Origin of the sequence: Streptomyces sp. NPDC056373 (assembly GCF_042262425.1) — a bacterium.
Lineage (GTDB): Bacteria > Actinomycetota > Actinomycetes > Streptomycetales > Streptomycetaceae > Streptomyces.
Window position 1 is genome coordinate 14,648 of sequence record NZ_JBHJPX010000011.1, and the last position, 19,815, is coordinate 34,462.

At 71.6% G+C, this 19,815-nt stretch carries 17 protein-coding genes; 11 read left to right on the forward strand and 6 right to left on the reverse strand.

Going from position 1 to position 19,815, the window contains the following annotated elements; all coding sequences use genetic code 11:
* Nucleotides 1–78: 78 nt before the first annotated feature.
* Nucleotides 79–1,527: a DEAD/DEAH box helicase gene (locus ACFCXS_RS23545; RefSeq protein WP_376645306.1), complete on the reverse strand. Its 1,449-nt coding sequence runs from the start codon at nt 1,525–1,527 to the stop codon at nt 79–81.
* A gap of 152 nt (nt 1,528–1,679) precedes the next feature.
* The gene (locus tag ACFCXS_RS23550) at nt 1,680–1,883 is read right to left on the reverse strand and encodes a cold-shock protein (protein WP_003991681.1); all 204 of its coding nucleotides are present in this window, start codon (nt 1,881–1,883) and stop codon (nt 1,680–1,682) included.
* A 347-nt stretch (nt 1,884–2,230) separates the two neighbouring features.
* On the opposite strand from ACFCXS_RS23550, the gene ACFCXS_RS23555 reads away from it, so the two are divergent.
* The 3 genes from ACFCXS_RS23555 to ACFCXS_RS23565 all read left to right on the forward strand — a co-directional run bounded on the left by ACFCXS_RS23555 (nt 2,231) and on the right by ACFCXS_RS23565 (nt 6,456).
* On the forward strand, nt 2,231–4,438 hold the full coding sequence (locus ACFCXS_RS23555) for an MMPL family transporter (RefSeq protein ID WP_376645307.1): 2,208 nt from the start codon (nt 2,231–2,233) through the stop codon (nt 4,436–4,438).
* A 108-nt stretch (nt 4,439–4,546) separates the two neighbouring features.
* Nucleotides 4,547–5,782: a sensor histidine kinase gene (locus ACFCXS_RS23560; protein ID WP_376645308.1), complete on the forward strand. Its 1,236-nt coding sequence runs from the start codon at nt 4,547–4,549 to the stop codon at nt 5,780–5,782.
* Nucleotides 5,779–6,456, forward strand: a complete 678-nt coding sequence (locus tag ACFCXS_RS23565) for a response regulator (RefSeq protein WP_376645309.1) — start codon at nt 5,779–5,781, stop codon at nt 6,454–6,456. The genes ACFCXS_RS23560 and ACFCXS_RS23565 overlap by 4 nt, the downstream gene beginning before the upstream one ends.
* Before the next feature lie 18 nt (nt 6,457–6,474).
* Here ACFCXS_RS23565 and ACFCXS_RS23570 read toward each other — a convergent pair whose 3' ends face one another.
* From ACFCXS_RS23570 to ACFCXS_RS23585, 4 genes are all read right to left on the reverse strand, one after another.
* Complete coding sequence (locus ACFCXS_RS23570) at nt 6,475–7,641, reverse strand: serine hydrolase domain-containing protein (RefSeq protein WP_376645310.1); 1,167 nt, start codon at nt 7,639–7,641, stop codon at nt 6,475–6,477.
* 96 nt (nt 7,642–7,737) lie between these two features.
* The gene (locus ACFCXS_RS23575) at nt 7,738–8,451 is read right to left on the reverse strand and encodes a response regulator (RefSeq protein ID WP_376645311.1); all 714 of its coding nucleotides are present in this window, start codon (nt 8,449–8,451) and stop codon (nt 7,738–7,740) included.
* On the reverse strand, nt 8,448–9,623 hold the full coding sequence (locus ACFCXS_RS23580; RefSeq protein ID WP_376645312.1) for a sensor histidine kinase: 1,176 nt from the start codon (nt 9,621–9,623) through the stop codon (nt 8,448–8,450). Before ACFCXS_RS23580 ends, ACFCXS_RS23575 begins: the two co-directional genes overlap by 4 nt.
* 89 nt (nt 9,624–9,712) lie before the next feature.
* Nucleotides 9,713–10,033 carry a GYD domain-containing protein gene (locus ACFCXS_RS23585; protein ID WP_376645313.1) on the reverse strand — a complete coding sequence of 107 codons (321 nt, stop codon included), beginning with the start codon at nt 10,031–10,033 and terminating at the stop codon, nt 9,713–9,715.
* Between the two features lie 545 nt (nt 10,034–10,578).
* Here ACFCXS_RS23585 and ACFCXS_RS23590 point away from each other — a divergent pair.
* The 8 genes from ACFCXS_RS23590 to ACFCXS_RS23625 all read left to right on the forward strand — a co-directional run bounded on the left by ACFCXS_RS23590 (nt 10,579) and on the right by ACFCXS_RS23625 (nt 19,814).
* The gene (locus ACFCXS_RS23590; protein WP_376645314.1) at nt 10,579–12,639 is read left to right on the forward strand and encodes an FAD-dependent oxidoreductase; all 2,061 of its coding nucleotides are present in this window, start codon (nt 10,579–10,581) and stop codon (nt 12,637–12,639) included.
* Entirely contained in the window at nt 12,639–14,477 is a 1,839-nt protein-coding gene (locus tag ACFCXS_RS23595; protein ID WP_376645578.1) for a thiamine pyrophosphate-binding protein, read from the forward strand. Before ACFCXS_RS23590 ends, ACFCXS_RS23595 begins: the two co-directional genes overlap by 1 nt.
* Nucleotides 14,470–14,979: an inclusion body family protein gene (locus ACFCXS_RS23600; protein WP_376645315.1), complete on the forward strand. Its 510-nt coding sequence runs from the start codon at nt 14,470–14,472 to the stop codon at nt 14,977–14,979. The genes ACFCXS_RS23595 and ACFCXS_RS23600 overlap by 8 nt, the downstream gene beginning before the upstream one ends.
* 64 nt (nt 14,980–15,043) lie before the next feature.
* Complete coding sequence (locus ACFCXS_RS23605) at nt 15,044–15,955, forward strand: LysR family transcriptional regulator (protein ID WP_376645316.1); 912 nt, start codon at nt 15,044–15,046, stop codon at nt 15,953–15,955.
* Between the two features lie 176 nt (nt 15,956–16,131).
* Nucleotides 16,132–17,301, forward strand: a complete 1,170-nt coding sequence (locus tag ACFCXS_RS23610) for a CaiB/BaiF CoA transferase family protein (protein WP_376645317.1) — start codon at nt 16,132–16,134, stop codon at nt 17,299–17,301.
* A gap of 35 nt (nt 17,302–17,336) precedes the next feature.
* Nucleotides 17,337–18,113 (forward strand): crotonase/enoyl-CoA hydratase family protein, encoded by a 777-nt coding sequence (locus ACFCXS_RS23615; protein ID WP_376645318.1) that lies wholly within the window; start codon nt 17,337–17,339, stop codon nt 18,111–18,113.
* Between the two features lie 7 nt (nt 18,114–18,120).
* Complete coding sequence (locus tag ACFCXS_RS23620; RefSeq protein ID WP_376645319.1) at nt 18,121–18,867, forward strand: acetoacetate decarboxylase; 747 nt, start codon at nt 18,121–18,123, stop codon at nt 18,865–18,867.
* The gene (locus ACFCXS_RS23625; RefSeq protein ID WP_376645320.1) at nt 18,864–19,814 is read left to right on the forward strand and encodes a 3-hydroxyacyl-CoA dehydrogenase NAD-binding domain-containing protein; all 951 of its coding nucleotides are present in this window, start codon (nt 18,864–18,866) and stop codon (nt 19,812–19,814) included. Before ACFCXS_RS23620 ends, ACFCXS_RS23625 begins: the two co-directional genes overlap by 4 nt.
* Nucleotide 19,815: the final 1 nt, after the last annotated feature.

Below are 19,815 nucleotides of genomic sequence, written 5' to 3' on the forward strand. Positions count from 1 at the left end.
CGGGCGGTGACATCTACGAACCGCTGGCCGGGGGGCCGGGCGGGCGGTGACGCCTGGGCACCGCCGCCCGGGACCGGTTCAGCGGCGGCGGCCCCGGGACGGCCTGCTCCGCCGTCCGTTCGGTGCGGAACCCGAGCGCGCGGCGGGCTTCTCGGTGGCCGGCGGGGCGAGCACCACGGGCACGCCCGAGGGCTCCTGCGCCCCGGTGATACGGCTCAGTTCGGCCTCGTCCGAGCGGACCCGGGTGATCTGCGGGGTGATCCCGGCGTCGGCCATCAGCCGGGTCATCTCGCGCCGCTGGTGCGGCAGGACCAGCGTGACGACGGTGCCGGACTCGCCGGCCCGCGCCGTGCGGCCGCCCCGGTGCAGGTAGTCCTTGTGGTCGCCCGGCGGGTCCACGTTGACGACGAGGTCGAGGTTGTCGACGTGGATGCCGCGGGCGGCGACGTTCGTCGCCACCAGGACCGAGACCTGGCCGTCCTTGAAACGGGCCAGGGTCCTGGTCCGCTGGGACTGGGACTTCCCGCCGTGCAGCGCCATCGCGCGCACGCCCACGGCCAGCAGCTTCTTCGCCAGCCGGTCGGCGGCGTGCTTGGTGTCCAGGAACATGATCACCCGGCCGTCGCGGGCGGCGATCCGGGTGGTGGTGGCGTGCTTGTCCTCGTCCTCCACGTGGAGCAGGTGGTGCTCCATGGTGGTGACGGCGCCCGCGGAGGGGTCGACGGAGTGGACGACCGGGTCGTGCAGGTAGGTGCGGACCAGCCGGTCGACGTTGCGGTCCAGGGTGGCCGAGAACAGCATCCGCTGCCCGCCGGGGCGCACCTGGTCGAGCAGGGCGGTGACCTGCGGCATGAAGCCCATGTCGGTCATCTGGTCGGCCTCGTCGAGGACGGTGATGTCGACCTGGTCCAGCCGGCAGTCGCCTCGGTCTATGAGGTCCTTGAGGCGTCCGGGCGTGGCGACGACGACCTCGGCGCCGCTGCGCAGCGCGTTGGCCTGCCGGCCGATCGGCAGGCCGCCGACCACCGTGGCGAGCCGCAGCCGCAGCGCGCGGGCGAACGGGGTGAGGGCGTCGGTGACCTGCTGGGCCAGCTCGCGGGTCGGCACGAGGACCAGGGCGAGCGGCTGCCGGGCCTCGGCCCGCCGCCCGTCGACGCGGGCCAGCAGGGCGAGTCCGAAGGCGAGGGTCTTGCCGGAGCCGGTGCGGCCGCGGCCGAGCACGTCCCGGCCGGCCAGCGAGTTCGGCAGGGTCGCCGCCTGGATCGGGAACGGCGCGGTCAGCCCCTCGGCGCGCAGCGCGCCGAGCAGCCGCTCGGGCAGGTCGAGGTCGTCGAAGGCCTCGACGGCGGGCAGCGCCGGGGTGATGGTGGCGGGCGGTGAGAACTCCCGGCTGGGGGCGGGGCGGCGCCCGCCGCGGCCGCCGCCGGACGGACGGGAGGCGGCGCCTTGGCCGCCCGCCTTACGGGTCCGGGACCCGTTGCCGCGGGAGTGGGGGGAGCCGTTGCTCCTGCGAGCCGTGCGGTCCATGAAGGAACCTTCCTCGAAGCGGCACGCGTCGAGGAATGCGCGACGGCACGAGAATGCCGCGGGCTTCGCAAGAGTTGAGCCGGATTGGAACAAAACGAGCCGAGGCCCGCACCGCGAGGGTGCGGGCCCCGGTCAGGGCATGCGCGTACGCGTCAGGCGGGAACGATGTTCTCGGCCTGCGGGCCCTTCTGGCCCTGCGTGACGTCGAAGGTGACCTTCTGGCCTTCCTGGAGCTCACGGAAGCCAGAGGTGGCGATGTTCGAGTAGTGGGCGAAGACGTCCGGGCCGCCACCCTCCTGCTCGATGAAGCCGAAGCCCTTTTCCGAGTTGAACCACTTCACGGTGCCGGTAGCCATATGAATCTCCCTTGAGGGCAGTACTCAGGGCCCGCACCTTGCGGACCCGTAGTCGCCGAAATGATCACCCTAAGGAGATCCGAGAATCCTCGGAAACAAAAAAGAGTGCTCGCGTCGACAAAGGTCGAAAGAGCACTCGAAGTCTCTGGGAACCAAAACTGCAACGCCAGCCAAGGTAGCACAGGCCGGGTCGGAAGGCTCGGGAATCTCGTTCCCGGGGTGGACCCGCCGCCCCGGCGTACTGCGTTCCGAGTACCGGAGATTGTCGGCAGCGGCACGACGACGGGACGGCCCCCTCACGGAGAGGCTCGGTGGACGTCCGACACCAGATGTGGAGACCTCCTGCCGTGGCAACTTTCCTGTATCGAGTGGGCCGTCTGGCCTTCCGGCGGCGCTGGTACGTCGCCCTCGTCTGGGCGGCCGTCCTGGCCGCCGTCGGGCTGGGCTCCCTCAAGGCGCCGGGGGCCGTCGACGAGGAGTTCTCGATGCCCGGCATCGAGTCCCAGAAGGCGTTCGACCTGATGGAGCAGCGCTTCCCCGGGGCCACGGCCGACAGCGCGACCGCCAGGGTCGTCTTCATCGCGCCGAGCGGCGAGAAGGTCACGGCCGCCGGGAACCGGAAGGCCGTCGAGAAGACCGTGGCCGAGCTCGGTGACGGCCCGCAGGTCGCGAGCGCCGTCGACCCGTTCCGGGCGAGGACGGTCAGCGAGGACGGCAGGACGGCCTTCGCCACGGTCACCTACAAGGTCAAGGCCAACGACCTCACCGACGCCGGCCGCGATCACCTTCAGCGAACCCTCGACCGGGCCCGGGACTCCGGCCTGACGGTCGAGGCGGGCGGCACCGCGCTGGCCGCCGAAGGCGGGCCGGGCGGCGCGGCCGAGGTGATCGGTGTCGCGATCGCCGCCGTGGTGCTCCTGGTCACCTTCGGCTCGCTGGCCGCAGCCGGGCTGCCGCTGCTGACGGCCGTCGTCGGCGTCGGCGTCAGCATGGCCACGATCCTCGCCCTGTCCAGTGCCCTGGGCCTGTCCACGACCACCGGCACCCTGGCGATGATGCTGGGCCTCGCCGTCGGCATCGACTACGCCCTGTTCGTCGTCTCCCGCTACCGGGAGGAGCGCGCCGGGGGCCGCACGCCGCAGGAGGCGACGGCGCTGGCCGTCGGCACGGCCGGTTCCGCGGTCGTGTTCGCCGGGCTCACCGTCGTGATCGCGCTGGCCGGGCTCGCCGTGGTCGGCATCCCGATGCTCACCAAGATGGGGCTGGCCGCCGCGGGCGCGGTCGTCGTCGCCGTCCTGATCGCCCTCACCCTCGTCCCCGCGCTCCTCGGCTTCTGGCCGAACGCCGTGCTCAGCCGGCGGGCCCGCAGGAGCGGCCGGATCGAGGAGAGCACCGAAGCGGGCGCCGGCACCCGCTGGGCGCGGTTCGTGCTGCGCCGTCCGATACCCGTCCTGCTCCTCGGCGTCGTCGGCCTCGGCGCCCTCGCCCTGCCCGCCGCCGACCTCCAGCTCGGCATGCCCGGGGACGAGGCCAAGCCCACCTCCACCACCGAGCGCCGGGCCTACGACGCGCTCGCCGAGGGCTTCGGGCCGGGCTTCAACGGGCCGCTGACCATCGTCGTGGACGCCAAGGGCACCGCCGACCCGAAGGCCGCCGCCGGCACGATCGCCAAGGACATCGGCGGCACCGAGGGCGTCGTGTCCGTCTCCCCGGCCCGCTTCAACGCCGCCGGCGACACCGCTGTCTTCTCGGCCGTGCCCGCCACCGCGCCGACCGACGAGAAGACCAAGGACCTGGTCACCACCATCCGCGGCGAGCGCCCCGGCATCGAGTCCGGCACCGGCGCCACCTACGAGGTCACCGGCACCACCGCGATGAACATCGACATCGCCGAGAAGGTCCAGGCCGCGCTGGTCCCGTACCTGGTCGTCGTGGTCGGCCTGGCGATCGTGCTGCTGCTGGTGGTCTTCCGGTCCCTGCTCGTCCCGCTCAAGGCGGCCCTCGGCTTCCTGCTGTCGGTGCTGGCCTCCCTCGGCGCGGTCGTGGTGGTCTTCCAGCAGGGCCACGGCGCGGAGCTCCTGGGCGTCGAGCAGACCGGCCCGATCATGAGCCTGATGCCGATCTTCCTGGTGGGCATCGTCTTCGGCCTCGCGATGGACTACGAGGTGTTCCTCGTCTCCCGGATGCGGGAGGCCCACGTGCACGGCGAGTCGCCCGCCCAGGCGGTCACGTCCGGCTTCCGGCACAGCGCCCGGGTGGTCGTGGCCGCCGCCCTGATCATGATCGCGGTGTTCGCCGGGTTCATCGGCGAGAGCGACTCCATGATCAAGATGATCGGTTTCGGACTGGCCTCCGCCGTCCTCCTCGACGCCTTCGTCGTACGGATGGCGATCGTGCCGGCCGTCCTCGCCCTGCTCGGCGACAAGGCCTGGTGGCTGCCCAGGTGGCTGGACCGGGCGCTGCCCCGGGTCGACGTGGAGGGCGAGGCCCTCGGCCGGCCGGAGCCGGAACCGGCCGCGGACCCCGCCCGCGACCTGGAGCCGGCCCGCACCTGAGGCAGCCGGACGCCGGGCCGCCCGTGGCGAAGGACACGGGCGGCCCCTGGCGTGTTCCCGCCCGCCGTCGACCACGATGGTCACCAGCCCCACCGACCGGAGAGCCCGATGAACATCAGTCTGGAGCGGCGCTACCAGGATCGCTTCGAGGACTTCTCGGCACGCCACACGTTCGTCGTCGATCTGGCGATGGTCCTGGCACTGATGGGCTGCACCGCCCTCGGCGCCACGCTCACCATGCCCGGTGCCGAGCCGCCGGACCATGACGAGACCACCGCCGCGGTCATGGGCGTGGCCTGCCTCGTCCTGCTCAAGCACCGCACCCACCCGCGCACCGCCCTCGCCGTGGCCGGGACCTGCACGGTGGCCGCGGTCGGGCTGGGCTACCTGGTCACGCCCCTGCTGCTGGCACCCGTCATGGCGGCCCTCTACTGGCTGGCCGCGCTCACCGACCGCAGGTCCACCCGCCTGCACAGCCTTCCCGTCCTGCTCGCGGTGACGCTCGCGGCGGTGTTCTCCGCCTCCATGAACCACGTCCCCCTGCTGCTCCGGACGATCGGCCCGATCTTCTGGCTGATGCTGCCGCTCGCCGCCGGCAAGATGACGCAGCTGCGGCGCGCCTACCTCCGGTCCGTGCAGGCCCGGGCCGAACACGCCGAGCGCACCAGGGAGGAGGAGGCCCGGCTGCGCGTCACCGAGGAGCGGGTGCGCATCGCCCGGGAGCTGCACGACGTGGTGGCCCACCACATGGCCCTGGCCAACGCCCAGGCCGGCACGGCCGCACACCTCGCCCTCACCAGCCCCGAACAGAGCCGGAAGATCCTCACCGACCTGACCGGCACGACGTCCTCCGCGCTGCGGGAACTGAAGGCCACGCTCGGTCTGCTGCGCGACAACGACGACACTCCCGGATCCCAGGGACTGGAACCGTCCCCGGGCCTGTCCCGCCTGCCCGAACTGGTCTCGGCGTGCGAGTCGGCGGGACTGGAGGTCACCGTCACCACCGAAGGGGAGCCGCAGCCGCTGTCGCCCGGCGTCGACCTGACCGCGTACCGGATCGTGCAGGAAGCCCTCACCAACGTCAGCAAGCACGCCACGGCCGAGGCCGCCCACGTGCTCCTCGCCTACACCGGCTCCCGTCTGCTGATCACGGTCACCAACGACGGCCCCAGCGAGCCGGCGGTCGTGCGGGGCCGCGGCTTCGGCGTCATGGGCATGCGCGAGCGTGCCCTGTCCATCGGCGGCGAGCTGTGCGCGGGCCCCCGCCCGCAGGGCGGCTTCGAGGTCACGACCGCGCTGCCCCTGCAACCCTCCCTCCACCTCGCCGAAGGACCCACCGCATGAGCATCAGGGTGCTGCTCGCCGACGACCAGGCCCTGCTGCGGGCCACCTTCCGCATCCTCATCGACTCCTGCGCGGACATGGAGGTGGTCGGCGAGGCGTCCGACGGTGCCGAGGCGGTCGGCCTGGCCCGCAGGCTCCGTCCCGACATCGTCCTCATGGACATCCGCATGCCCGGCACCGACGGCCTCACCGCCACGTCCGAGCTGTGCGCCGACCCGGAGCTGTCCGCCACCCGTGTCCTGATCCTCACCACGTTCGAGACCGAGGACTACGTCGCCCAGGCCCTGCGCGCCGGCGCCAGCGGCTTCCTCGGCAAGGACGTCACCGCCGACACCCTGCTGGACGGCGTGCGCACGGTGGCCTCCGGCGAGGCCCTGCTGTCGCCCGTGGCGACCCGCTCCCTCATCACCCGCTTCCTCATGGCCCCCGCCCCCGGCACCCACCTGGCACCCCCGGAGCGCCTGGCCGACCTCACGGTCCGCGAGCGCGAGGTGATGGCCCTGGCCGCGGAGGGCAGGTCCAACCCGGAGATCGCCGAGGATCTCACCCTCAGCCCGCTGACCGTCCGCACGCACATCCACCGGGCCATGACCAAGCTGCACGCCAGGGACCGCGCGCAACTGGTCGTCATCGCCTACCAGACGGGGCTCGTACGGGCGACGCCACCGGCCTGAGCCCCGCGCCGGCCGTGCCTACGGCTTGCCGTAGGCCGCGACCATGATCTTCATGGCGGTCGGGTTCGTGTCCTGGCCCTTGGCGTCGGTGGAGTTGACGTTGTAGACGAGGGTGCGGGAGCCGTTGCGGGTGGAAGCGATGGCGGTGTTGTATCCCCAGCGGCCGCCCGTCTTGCCCCAGACCTCGCGCCCGCCGAGCACCTTCATGGACAGGCCGGCGGAGTAGGCGGCCGGCTCGCCGGTCCGGAAGTCGTTCACGTCCGGCAGCGTGAACATCTCCTCCAGCAGCGGCCCGCGCACGATCCGCCCGCGGAACAGGGCTCGCGTGAACCGTTCCAGGTCGGCGGTGGTCGAGACGATGTCCCCGGCCGCCCAGCCGTCCGTCGACCCCCACACCGAGACGTCCCGGAGCCCGGTGGTGCCGTCGTCGAGCCGCATGGTCTGGTAGCCGTGGTTGTGCGGCCCGGTGATGCGCGGGTTCGCCCCCGGGAAGTACGTGTCCCGCAGCCCCAGCGGCCCGAGCACCCGCCTGGCGACCTGACGCTCGTAGGAGTCGTGGGTGACGCGTTCGATGAGCAGACCGGCGACGGTGTACCCGATGTTGAGGTAGTGCTGCCGCTCGCCCGGCGCGAACTCGCGCTGCTTCGACGTCGCCGAACGGACCATGTCCTCGGGGTCGTGGACCTGGAAGCGGTTCGCGTACCACTCCTCGACGGTGGTGCCGGGGAAGTCCGGCGCCGGGATGCCGTGCGTGTGGTTCAGGAGCTGCCGGACGGTGACGCCCGCGTACGACGCCGGGATCAGGTCCGGCAGGTAGGAGCGGACGCTGCGGTCCAGGTCCAGGCGGCCCTCCTCGGCCAGTCGCAGGGCGACGGCGGCGGTGAACACCTTGGTCACGGACCCGGCGCGGAAGCGGGCGGCGGGATCGGCGGGCCGTCCGGTCCGCAGATCGTGAACGCCCGAACTGCCCCGCCACACACCCTCCTTGCCGCCGACGCGCACCAGGGCGGCGGTGGCATCGGCGGTGGGCAGGCCGGCGACGGCCCTTTCGAGGGCGGTGTTCGAGGACTGCCCCGCGGCTGCTCGCGCGGCCGGGGAGGAGGCGGCGGCCGGAAGCACGGACGGCCCGGCGGCGATACCGGCGACGAGCACGACGGCGGTCAGCAGACTGGTACGGGTCCTCATGACGAACTCCGTTGTGAGAGGCGGACGTTGTGCGATGTCCTCATCCTCCGGAGCGGAGCCGTCCCGCGGATCGCTCCCACCGGTGGTCCTGCGGCATCACTTCCTCGCCGACGCGGGGGAGAACCCGGCCCGGTCGACTCCCCCCGGCGGGGGATCCCCGGCGGCGACGAGGCCGGTCTCGTAGGCGCAGATCACGGCCTGGATCCGGTCCCTGAGCCCCAGCTTGGCCAGCACGTTGCCGACATGCGTCTTGACGGTGTGGTCGCTGACCACCAGCTCGGCGGCGATCTCGGCGTTCGACAGCCCGCGTGCGAGCAGCAGCAGTGTCTCGCGCTCCCGGGCGGTCAGGACGTCCAGCCGCGGATCGGGCCGGCGGTTCCGGGCGGCGGCGGGCCGGGTGTACTGCTCCACCAGGCGCCGGGCGACGGAGGGGGCGAGCAGCGAGTCGCCCCCGGCGACGACCCGCACGGCGTGCACGAGGTCGTCCCGGCGGACGTCCTTGAGCAGGAAGCCGCTCGCGCCCGCGTGCAGCGCGTCGTACACGTACTCGTCGGAGTCGAAGGTCGTCAGCATCACTGTCCGGCAGTCGCCCAGGGCGCTGATCGCGCGGCAGGCCTCGATCCCGTCCACGCGCGGCATCCTGATGTCGAGCAGCACCACATCGGGAGCGTGCCGCCGCACCGCCTCGACCGCTTCGGCCCCGTCGCCCGCCTCGGCGACCACCTCGATGTCCGGCTGTGCGTCCAGGATCATCGCGAAGCCGCTGCGCACGAGTTCCTGGTCGTCGGCGACGACGACACGGAGCGTCATCGCCCGGCCTCCGTCGCACGGGGCACGGGAATCCGCACCCGCACCTCGAACCCCCGCCCGTCCGCGCCGGGCCCCGCCACCGCGCTGCCCCCGTGCGCCGCCGCCCGCTCCCGCATCCCGGCGAGTCCGTGGCCGCCCCGCCGGGGCACCCCGCGCGGCCCCTTCCCGTCGTCGATCACAAGAACCCCCAACTGGTCTTTCTCGTAGGACAGTTCAACGTGCACCGTGCGTGCGTCCGCATGCTTGAGGGCGTTGGTCAGGGCCTCCTGCACCACCCGGAAGACGGTGGCCCCGACGCCCTCCGGGACGGGCCGGACGTCCCCGACGGCCCGGTACGTCACGTCGAGCCCGCTCCCGCGCACCCGGTCGAGGAGACCGGGCAGGGCGGGGAGTCCGGGCTGCGGCTCGCGCGGGGCGGCGGAACCGGGCTCGTCGGCGCCCTCCCGCAGCACACCCAGCATGTTCCGCAGCTGGGTCATGGCGTCCCGCCCGGTCGCGGAGATGGCGTCGAAGGCGGCGACGGCCCGCTCGGGGGCGGCACGCACCGCCACCGGTCCGGCCTCGGCCTGCACGATCATCAGGCTCACGGCGTGGGAGAGGATGTCGTGCATCTCCCGTGCGATCCGGGCCCGTTCGCGTGCGGCGGCCTGTTCGGCCTCGACGCGGTGGGCCCGCTGCCGGGCGTCGGTCAGCCGACCGAACACATAGGCGGCGGCGAACACGAAGAGCGAGAAGGTCAGTTCACGGGCCGACCGGGTGTTGAGCCACACCCCCACGGGCACGGCGACCAGCAGCACGGCACCGGCGACGAGTCGTCCGCGCGCCGAGGACAGCGCGGCGATCGTGTAGACGACGACGAGCCCGGTGTACGGCAGCGGCTGCCCGGGCCCGTCCAGGGTGAACCGGTACAGGGCGCTCGTGGCCAGCACCGCGAACAGCACGGCGACGGGTGCGCGCCTGCGCCAGACCAGGGGCAGAACGGTGAGGGTGCTCAGCCCGTACGCGGCCCAGGTCGCCGGCGGCAGCCCGGGCGCGCGCGGCACGAGGAACGGCATGGTCATCGCGGCCTGCACCAGGAGCGCGAGGCCGATGTCGACGACCAGGGGCCTGGCCGCCGCCAGCGCCCGGCCGCGCTCCCACCACACCCGTATGTCCCCGCGTGTTCCCCCCACGCGACCTCACGGTAACGGGCGGGCCGGGCCGAGGGGCCCGGATCACCGCTCCCGCGGCCGTTCCCACCACCCGGATCACCGCTCCCGCATCACGCTCCCGCCGCCCGGAAGGTGACCTCCCGGCGGACGGCCTCGTCGATCTCCTCGACGGTGAGCAGCGGCGTCGCCCGGGTGCGGACGGTTCCGCTGGCCTTGACGGTGAGGCTGACGGCGGCCATGGAGACGCTGTCGGGGAAGTCGACGATCATCACGACGTCGTCGTCCCCGAAGGCGAAGTACATCGCCTCGACCCGCCCCCCGAGCCCGCTGACGACCTGCTCCACGGCGGTCCGGCGCCCACTGCCCCCCTCTCCGAGCAGACCCTTGGTGCCTTCGGTGGTGTAACCGGCCTGGATGAGGAACTTCGGCATGGCTGCTTCCCTCGCTCGTCGGGTGTGCGGCATGCCTTCCCGGTGTCTCGGCGGTCACCTTGCGTGCGGGGCCCGGATTCACCCGCGTGCAGCCGCCGGGAGGTCTTCAGTCCTGGGCTGAGGACCAGGACCGCCAGCCCGGGCTGCTCGGTCTGCAGCAGCCGGGCCGCCCGCAGGCCTTCGTCGGTCTGGCCGGGTGCCATGCGGACGTCGGTGATCACCAGGTCCGGCCGGGGGCGGACCTGACCCGTCGTGCCGGGGTTTCCCTGCCCACCGCCCGGCGGGAACCGGCCGTTGGGGAACACCCCGTGTCGAATCCGCTGGCGTGACCTCGACCGTCGGGGTTTTCAGGACGTCCATATTCCGCGAATGCGTATTCGAACCGACTTCGCTTTTCCTTCCCTTCCGTCCCTGGCGGAACATCCGTTCTCGCAAGGGGTGGAAGGGCCTGTCGAAATTCCGCCCGGCCGCGCGATCGTTTGTTTCAGGTCGTTGTTCTCCGGGGCATCCGGGAAATCGTTCCGGCATATCTACGATCGCTGGCTATGACCGACTCACCTCGGGACGACTCCGCCACTCGTGCCCGCTGGCGGACCTGCCTCCAGCTGGCTCGTGAACTCCTCCTCGTCGGACCTGACGGCGAGGATCTCAAGCTCGACTACCTGCACACTCTGATCGACACGGGCCACCTCGGCCCTACGCGCCACCCGCGCAAGAAGATCCTCGTCGTCGGTGCCGGAATCACCGGACTGGTCGCCGGGCGGCTGCTCAAGGACGCCGGCCACGACGTCACGATTCTGGAGGCCAACGCCGGCCGCGTCGGCGGGCGAATAAAAACATTTCGCGCCACCAAACACCACCAGCCTTTCGACGACCCCGCCCAGTACGCCGAAGCCGGTGCCATGCGGCTGCCGGACTTCCACCCGCTCGTCCTCGCCCTGGTCGACAAACTCGGCCTCGGCCGCCGCCAGTTCTACAACGTGGACATCGATCCGGAAACCGGCAGCGGCCCCGATGTCGCGCCGCCCCCGGTGACGTACACGTCCCCCACCGGCCGGACGTGGACCTACGGCGACGACAGCCCCGGATTCCGCGAGCCCGACAAGCGCGGCAACTCCTGGATCCGCACCAACCGCGTCCAGGTCCGGCGCTCCGACTACGCGAGCACGCCCGAGCGGATCAACGAGGGCTTCCACCTCACCGGCGACGAAGTGCGCGCCCCCGTCGTGAGGATGGTCGACGAGGCGCTGGAGACCGTGCGCGACCACTACTCCGACGTCGTCGACGGCAAGCGCGTCAACAAGCCGTACGACGAGTGGGTCGAAGGCTGGGCCCGGGTGATCCGCGACTTCGACGGCTACTCCATGGGCGGCTTCCTGCGCGACCACGCCGGGCTCAGCGACGAGGCGATCGAGGCCGTCGGAACCCTGGAGAACATGTCCTCGCGGCTGCACCTGTCCTTCTTCCACAGCTTCCTGAGCCGCAGCGACATCAACCCCGGAGTGCGCTACTGGGAGATTCCCGGCGGCAGCTGGCGCCTGCCGCACGCCCTGCACGAAGGGCTGCGCGAGGAGGTGCGGCTCGGGCACCGCATGATCCGGCTGGAGTACCACGACCCCAGCCGCGACACCGACCCCGAGGGCACCGGCGCCGTCGGCCCCGACGGCTGGGGCGTGGCCGTGCAGACCGTCGCCGAGGACGATCCACAGGCCCCGCCCCGGCTGTGGACGGCGGACCTGGCGATCGTCACCGTCCCCTTCTCCGCCCTGCGCTTCGTGGAGATCGTCCCGTCGATGTCGTACAAGAAGCGCCGCGCGATCATCGAGACCCACTACGACCAGGCCACCAAGGTGCTGATGGAGTTCAGCCACCGGTGGTGGGAGTTCACCGAGGAGGAGTGGCGGGAGGAGCTGGACCGGATCTCGCCGGGGCTGTACGAGTACTACCGGCAGGGCGCGGACGCCGGCACCGGCCTGACGATCGTGCGCGCCGATTCCGACAGCGGTCCCGGCCTGACGGTCTCGCCCTCCGGTCTGCTCGGTGTCGCCATGAAGGACAGCAGTGTCACGGAGGAGATGCGGCAGATCGACAGGAGCCTGCCGCTGCGCGGCCCGGCCGTCCGCCCCGCCACCCACTGCTTCGGCGGCGGCTCGGCCGCCGACAACCCCAACCGCTTCATGTACTACCCCTCGCACCGGGTGGAGGGCAGCACCGGCGGTGTCGTCCTCGCCTCCTACAGCTGGTCCGACGACGCAGCGCGCTGGGACTCCATGCGCGCCTCCGAGCGCTACGTCTTCGCCCTGCGCAACCTCCAGGCCCTGCACGGCCGCCGCATCGAGGTGTTCTTCACCGGGCGCGGCGCCACCAAGAGCTGGGCCCGTGACCCGTACGCCTTCGGCGAGGCGGCCATCTACACCGCGCACCAGATGACCAGCTTCCACCTGGACGTCTCCCGCCCCGAGGGCCCGGTGCACTTCGCCGGCGAACACACCTCCCTCAAGCACGCCTGGATCGAGGGCGCCCTGGAGAGCGCCGTACGCGCCGCCCTCGCCGTCCACCGGGCCCCGGGCGTCACCACCCCGGGCCCGGAAAGGGAGGGGTCGTGATCGCGATCAGCACTCCGTGCACGGTCGCCCGCTATCTGGCGCTCAGGCTGGCCGAGTTGGGCATCACCCATCTGTTCGGCGTCCCCGGCAACCACCTCGGCCCGTTCCTGACGACCCTGCGCGCCGAGGGCGACATCGAGTGGGTCGGCACCCCGACGGAGGGCGGCGCCGGACAGGCCGCCGACGCCTATGCCCGTATCCACGGCGTGGGGGCGGCGGCCGTCACCTACAGCGTCGGGGCCTTCAACCTCCTCAACGCCTGCGGAGGCGCCTACGTCGAACAGGTCCCGCTCGTCGCCGTCAACGCCTCACCGCCCTACGAGCAGTGGCAGAACCACCGCGCCCTCGGCCTGCTCACCTCGCACATGAGCCCCCGTGCCGAGAGCAACCTGCAGGCGTACCGTCAGGTCACCGTCGACGCGCGGGCCATCTCCAACCCGGGGCTCGCCCCTGGGCAGATCGACGCGGCGCTCACCGCGTGCCTCTCCGAGCGCGGGCCGGTCTACCTGGAGGTCATGGAGGACCTCTGGGACGAGCCCTGCCCCGAACCCGAGGCGCCGCTGGTCCGCCGCGACCGGCCGTTCAGCGCACGCAACCAGCCGATGCTGGACAGCGCCGTGCAGGCGGTCCTCACCCTCGTCGAGGACCGTCCGGGCCCGGACGGCAGGCCCCGCCCGATCATCTGGGCCGGCGAGGAGATCGACCGGTTCCGGCTCGCCGGACAGCTCACCGAGCTGGTGGAGGCCACCGGGGTGCCGTTCTGCACCACCGTCGGCGCCAAGGCCGTCGTCGACGAGGACCTGCCGCAGTTCCACGGCGTCTACAACGGCCACGCCAGCCACCCGGACGTGCGAGGCGTCTTCAAGGACTGGGCCACCTGCCGGATCGGCCTCGGCGCCTGGTCGACGTCGAAGAACCTGGGCGGAGAGCAGTGCGTCGGCGGCGACTGGGTGATGGCCGCGCACGGCGGTGTCAGCGTCGGCACCACGTACTTCCCCGACGTGCGGCTCGAACAACTGCTGCCCGCCCTCCAGGACGCGCTGGTCAAGGCGTACGGCTCCGGGGGCCTGGCCGCCGACTACTACGCCGAGTCCCATGCCCACCAAGGCCCACGCGGCCACCGCCCGGCGGCCCTGGAGCACCACCGCGCCTCGCTGCGCACCGCCCGCTCACCCCACCGGCGCTCCGGACACCTCACCTACGACGGCGTCTTCGACCGGATCAACCACTTCCTGAACCACGAGAGCGCGGACGACTGGACGGTCGTCTCCGACGCGGCGTTCTCCCTCATCGGCTCGATGAACCTGTCCCTGCCCGCGGGCGGGTTCCTCTCCCAGGTCAGCTGGCTGTCCACCGGCTGGTCGGTCGGCGCGGCCACCGGCGCGGCCCTGGCCCCCGAGCGCGCGGACGCCCGCCCCATGGTGTTCGTCGGGGACGGCGCCTTCCAGGAGACCTGCCAGGAGCTGTCCACCCACACCCGGCTCGGGCTCCGCTCGGTGGTGTTCGTCATGGACAACGGCCACTTCTACGGCATCGAGCAGATGCTGGTGCACCCGTCGTACTACGCGGACCGGGACCACGAACCGGACCACTACAACGTCCTGCACCCCTGGCACTACGACCGCCTGGCGGACGTCTTCACCGGCCGGGACACCCCTGCGAACGGGGTGGTCGTCGCGCACGCCGCGGACCTGGACGACCTCCTGGACCGCCTCGCCGACCCGGCCGACCCGCTCAACGCCGGACCGCTGCTGGTCCGGGTCCGTCTGCACCGGCACGACTATCCGAGGGCCATGGCCTACAAGGTCCCCCACGAGAAGGAGCAGTCACATGGCTGATCTCAACGTCCTGATCGCGTTCGACGCGGCGACGATCGTAGAGCGCAACCCGGGCGCGTCCCGCAACCCCGACGCACCGACCCAGGTCGACCAGAGCCTGATCTACATGACGACCCGCCACGACCACATCGTCGGCACGTCCGGTGCCGAGCTGAACCTGCGTGCCGAGCCGGGCGACAGCATCCGCTGGCGTGAGACGACCCTCTCCCTCGGCAGCGACTACAAGGCCCTGCTCTACCGGTATGTGAGCAGCGACCCCCAGCACCAGCTCATCCGCACCCCGGAGATCGAGGTCGTCGACGGCGTCTTCCCCCTGCCGAAGGAGGGCACGGAAGGCCGGCCGGAATTCGAGACCCAGCGCTATGCGGACCACTACTGGCGCACGACCGTCAAAAGGACCGGCAAGGTCACGTACCACTTCTTCTTTCAGATTCTCGATCGTCACCGGCAGTTGAAGGGCTACTTCCAGTGGGACCCCTTCATCACGATCGAAGAGGCCTGACGCCTCCGGTCCCGGGACCGGGCTTCGGTGAGGGGGAACGGCCGCAGCGGCTAGGCTTGATCCCGTGGAGCTCCTGCACCTGCGCTATTTCCTCGCCGTCGCCCAAGAGCTGAACTTCTCCACCGCGGCCCGCAAACTGCACATGGCCGCCTCTCCGTTGAGCCGGCGGATCAAGGACCTGGAGAACGAGGTCGGGCACCGGCTGTTCGACCGGGACACCCATCACGTACGGCTCACCGCGGCCGGCAACGCGCTGCTGCCGATCGCCCGCGGGGTGCTGGAGCAGGTCGACTCCATCAAGTGGCGGCTGGACGAGACGGCCCGCCCGCAGCGCACCACCCTGCTGCTCGGCGTACCCACCGGCGTCCATCCCGACCTGCGGGAACGGATGGACGCCCTGGCCGAGCGGGTCGGCGACCGGTTCGAGATCAAACGCTGGCCCGGCGGCACCGACCGGCTCGTCGACGCCGTGTGCGACGGCAGGCTGGCGCTGACCCTGGCCCGGCTCCCGGCCGGTGGTGACCCGGCACTGGAGCAGATGCCGGTGATGTCGGAGCGGCTCGGCGCGGTCGTGCCCCGGGACCGGTTCGAGGGGCGCGAGTCCGTCGCCCTCGCGGAACTGGCGGAACTGGCCTACGTGGGCTCCCCGACGGCGGTGACCAACGCCTACTTCCGCGGTCTCGACCAGCAGCTCGCCGAACTCGGCATCAAGAAGCGCATCGAACTGGGCAGCGCCACATTCGAGGGAATCTCCGAAATAGTCTCCAGCGGTCTGGCGTTCTCCATTTCCATGCTGGATTCCAGGAGTCCGGTCCAGAATTACCGTCTCGACAACGTCACCGTCCTTCCCTTCTCCGATTTCCATCCTCGTCTGGAGACCGGGCTGATCTGGCGCAAGGACCGGGCGAACGGCGGTGACCTGCAAGAAGTCGTAGCGGCGGCCCGGGAGATCTTCGCCGAGCCGCTCCATTCATAACGGCACTCGCGGCCACATCCATAAACACCCCAAAATCTCCACGAAAAGCGGTATGACCACTGCGGTCATACCGCTCTTCGTTATTCGGTCACACCATTCGTTTCCATTCGCCGACTCGCCGCGCTAACTTAGTTTCCAGATACACACACATGGCGAGCGAAGGAGTGAAGAAACCGATGACGGACATCACCGACACCGTCGCCGGCCCGCTGCAGGGCGTCCGCGTGATCGACCTCTCGACCGTGGTGATGGGCCCCTACGCCGCTCAGATCCTCGGTGACCTGGGCGCCGACGTGATCAAGATCGAGTCGCCGGCCGACACCGTCCGCGTGGGCCACTACAAGACCACCCCGGGCATGACCCCGCTGAACCTCAACGTCAACCGCAACAAGCGCAGCGTCGCCCTCAACCTCAAGGACGACACCGACCGCGAGCGCGCACTGCGGCTGATCGACACCGCGGACGTACTGATCACCAACATGCGCCCCGGCGCCCTGCACCGGCTGGGCCTGTCCTACGAGGACATCGCCGCCCGCAACCCCGGCCTCGTCTACGCGCACGCCCAGGGCTTCCGCAGCGACTCGGACCAGGCCGGCAACGCCGCCTACGACGAGACCGTGCAGGCCGCCTCCGGCCTGGTCGACATCGCCGACCGGGCGCTCGGCGAGCCCGTCTACCTGCCGACCATCATCGGCGACAAGGTCTCCTCGCTGACCATCGCCTACAGCGTGCTGGCCGCCCTGCTGCACCGGAACAACACCGGCCAGGGCCAGCTCGTCGAGATCCCGATGACCGACACCCTGATCGCGTTCAACCTGGTCGAGCACCTCGCCGGACACACCCACGTGCCCGAGACCGGCCCCACCGGCTTCGCACTGTCGATGCTGAAGGGTCACAAGGCCGTGCGCACCAAGGACGGCCTGGCCTGCGTCATGCCGTACAACCCGCACAACTACCGGGACTTCTTCACCGCCGCCGGACGCCCGGACCTCGCCGAGGACCCGCGCGTGAACGGCGACGCCATCGACAGCGCCGACCACGAGGACCTGGCCGCGCTGCTGGCGACCTGCGCCACGGCGCTGACCACCGAGGAGTGGGCCGAGGTGTGCGCCAAGCACAGCATCCCGATGGCCCCGGTGCTGGAACTCGACCGCGCCCACGACGACCCCTACGTCCGTGACGGCCACCTGCTCGACACCGCCGAGCACCCGACCGAGGGCACGGTCCGCACCATCGGCATCCCGCTGCGCTTCTCCGCCACCCCCGGCTCGATCCGCCGTCTCGCACCGGTCGCGGGCCAGGACACCGAGGACGTCTTCGCCGAACTCGACGCCATCACCCGCTGACGCCATCACCCGCTGATTGCCACAGGAGGACAGTCATGAGCACCCCCACACCTCCCGTCGTGCGCACCGAACGCATCGGCTCCACCCTGCTGATCACCCTCGACCGCCCCGAGGCCCGCAACGCCGTGAACGCGGCGACCGCCACCGCGCTGGCCGCCGCACTCGACGAGCTGGAGGCCGACCCCGCCCTGCGGGTCGGCGTCCTGACCGGCGAGGGTGGCACGTTCAGCGCCGGCATGGACCTCAAGGCCGCCCTGCGGGGCGAGTCGCCCGAGGTCGAGGGCCGCGGATTCGGCGGCCTGACCGAGGCCCGGCCGGACAAGCCCCTCATCGCCGCCGTGGAGGGCTTCGCCATGGGCGGCGGCTTCGAACTGGCCCTGGCCTGCGACCTGATCGTCACCGCCGAGGACGCCCGGTTCGGCCTGCCCGAGGTCAAGCGCGGCCTGATCGCCGCGGGCGGCGGCGTGATCCGGCTGCCTCAGCGCATCCCGCACCACCTCGCGATGGAGTTCCTGCTGACCGGCGAACCCGTCGACGGCCGCCGGGCCGGCGAACTGGGCCTGGCCAACCGGGTCACCGCGAAGGGGCAGGCCGTCGCCGAGGCGCTCCGCCTCGCCGAACGGGTCGCGGAGAACGCCCCGCTCGCCCTCAGGGCCGTCAAGCAGGTCGTGCGCGCCGCCGACGGGGCGTCCGACGAGGAGGCCTTCGCCTTCCAGCGCACGCAGATGAAGACCCTGATGGCCTCGGACGACGTGCGTGAGGGCATGACCGCCTTCGCCGAGCGCCGCCCCGCGCGGTGGACCGGGCGGTGAGCCGGACATGAAGGCCGCAGACGTACGGCAGCACGTCACCACCCCCCTCACCAGCCCGGCGTACGCGCCGATGGTGCCGCGCTTCACCGACCGCGAGTACCTCAACGTCGTCTACCGCACCGACCCCGACGCCCTGCGGGCCGTCGTCCCCGAACCCCTGCGGATCGACGAGCCGCTGGTCCGGTTCGAGGTCATGAAGATGGGCGACGTCAGCGGCTACGGCCCCTACACCGAGGCCGGCCAGGCGATCCCCGTCAGCTTCGAGGGCGAGCGGGGCGAGTACCTGCACGCGATGTACCTCGACAACTTCCCGGCGACCGCCTCCGGCCGCGAGGTCTCCGCCTACCCGAAGGTCATCGGCTCCCCGGCGCTCCACGTCGACTCCGGCGCGCTCGTCGGCACCCTCGACCACGGCAGCCTGCGGGTCGCCACCGCGACCATGGGCTACAAGCACCACGAGCTGGACCGGGCCGAGGCCGAGGCACAGATCACCGTGCCGACCTTCATGCTCAAGACGATCCCCGGCTACGACGGGCTGCCGCGCGTGCAGGAACTCGTCCGCACCCGCATCACCGACGTCACGGTCAAGGGCGCCTGGACCGGACCCGCCCGGCTCCAGCTGTTCCAGCACGTGCTCGCCCCGCTGGCCGACCTGCCGGTGCTGGAGGTCGTCTCCGCCAGCCACATCCTCACCGACCTGACGCTGGCAGGCGTCGAGCCGGTCCACGACTACCTGAAGGGAGCCGCGTCATGACCCGCGCCTTCCGCACCGCCGCGGTCATCGGCGCCGGGACCATCGGACTGTCCTGGGCGACGCTGTTCGCCGCGCACGGCCTGACCGTCCGGGTGACCGACCCGCGCCCCGACCTCGCCGAGGCCGTGGACGAGGCCCTGGCGACGTACACCCCGCATCTGGCCGCCCGCGGCCTGGACGTCACCGGCCTCGCCGACCGCGTGCACCTCGCCGCCGACGTCACCGAGGCCGTCCGGGACGCGGACGTCGTCCAGGAGAACGGCCCCGAGCGGGCCGAGTTCAAGAAGGACCTGTTCGCCACACTCGCCCGGGAGGCGCCCGCCCACGCGCTGCTGCTCAGCTCCTCCTCGGCGATCCCGTCGACCGCGTTCACCGGGGAGCTGTCCGACGAGGCCGCCGCCCGGGTCCTGATCGGCCACCCCTTCAACCCGCCGCACCTGGTCCCGCTCGTCGAGGTCGTCCCCGGGACACGCACCGGTGAGGACGCCGTGCTGGACGCGGTGGACTTCTACACCTCGGTCGGCCGCACCCCGGTCGTCGAGCGCAAGGAGATCCCCGGCTTCGTCGGCAACCGCCTGCAGAACGCCCTCAGCCGCGAGGCCGCCTACCTCGTGCAGGAGGGCGTGGTGACGCCCGAGGACCTCGACACGGTCGTGATCAACTCGCTGGGCCTGCGCTGGGCCACGGTCGGGCCGTTCCTCGGCGCGCACCTGGGCGGCGGACCCGGCGGCTACCGGCACCTGGTCGAGCACATCGGCAAGTCGATGCAGCGGACGGGGGCGGGGCTCGGCAGCCCCGCGCAGAAGGAAGACGAACAAGAACGGCTCATCCAAGCCGTCGAGAAGGCCTACGGCTCCTCCACGTACTCGGAGCTCTCCGAGACGCGCGACCGCAGGCAACTCGCTGTCCTGGCAGCCCTGGACAGCGCGGACAAGGAGGAGAACTGAG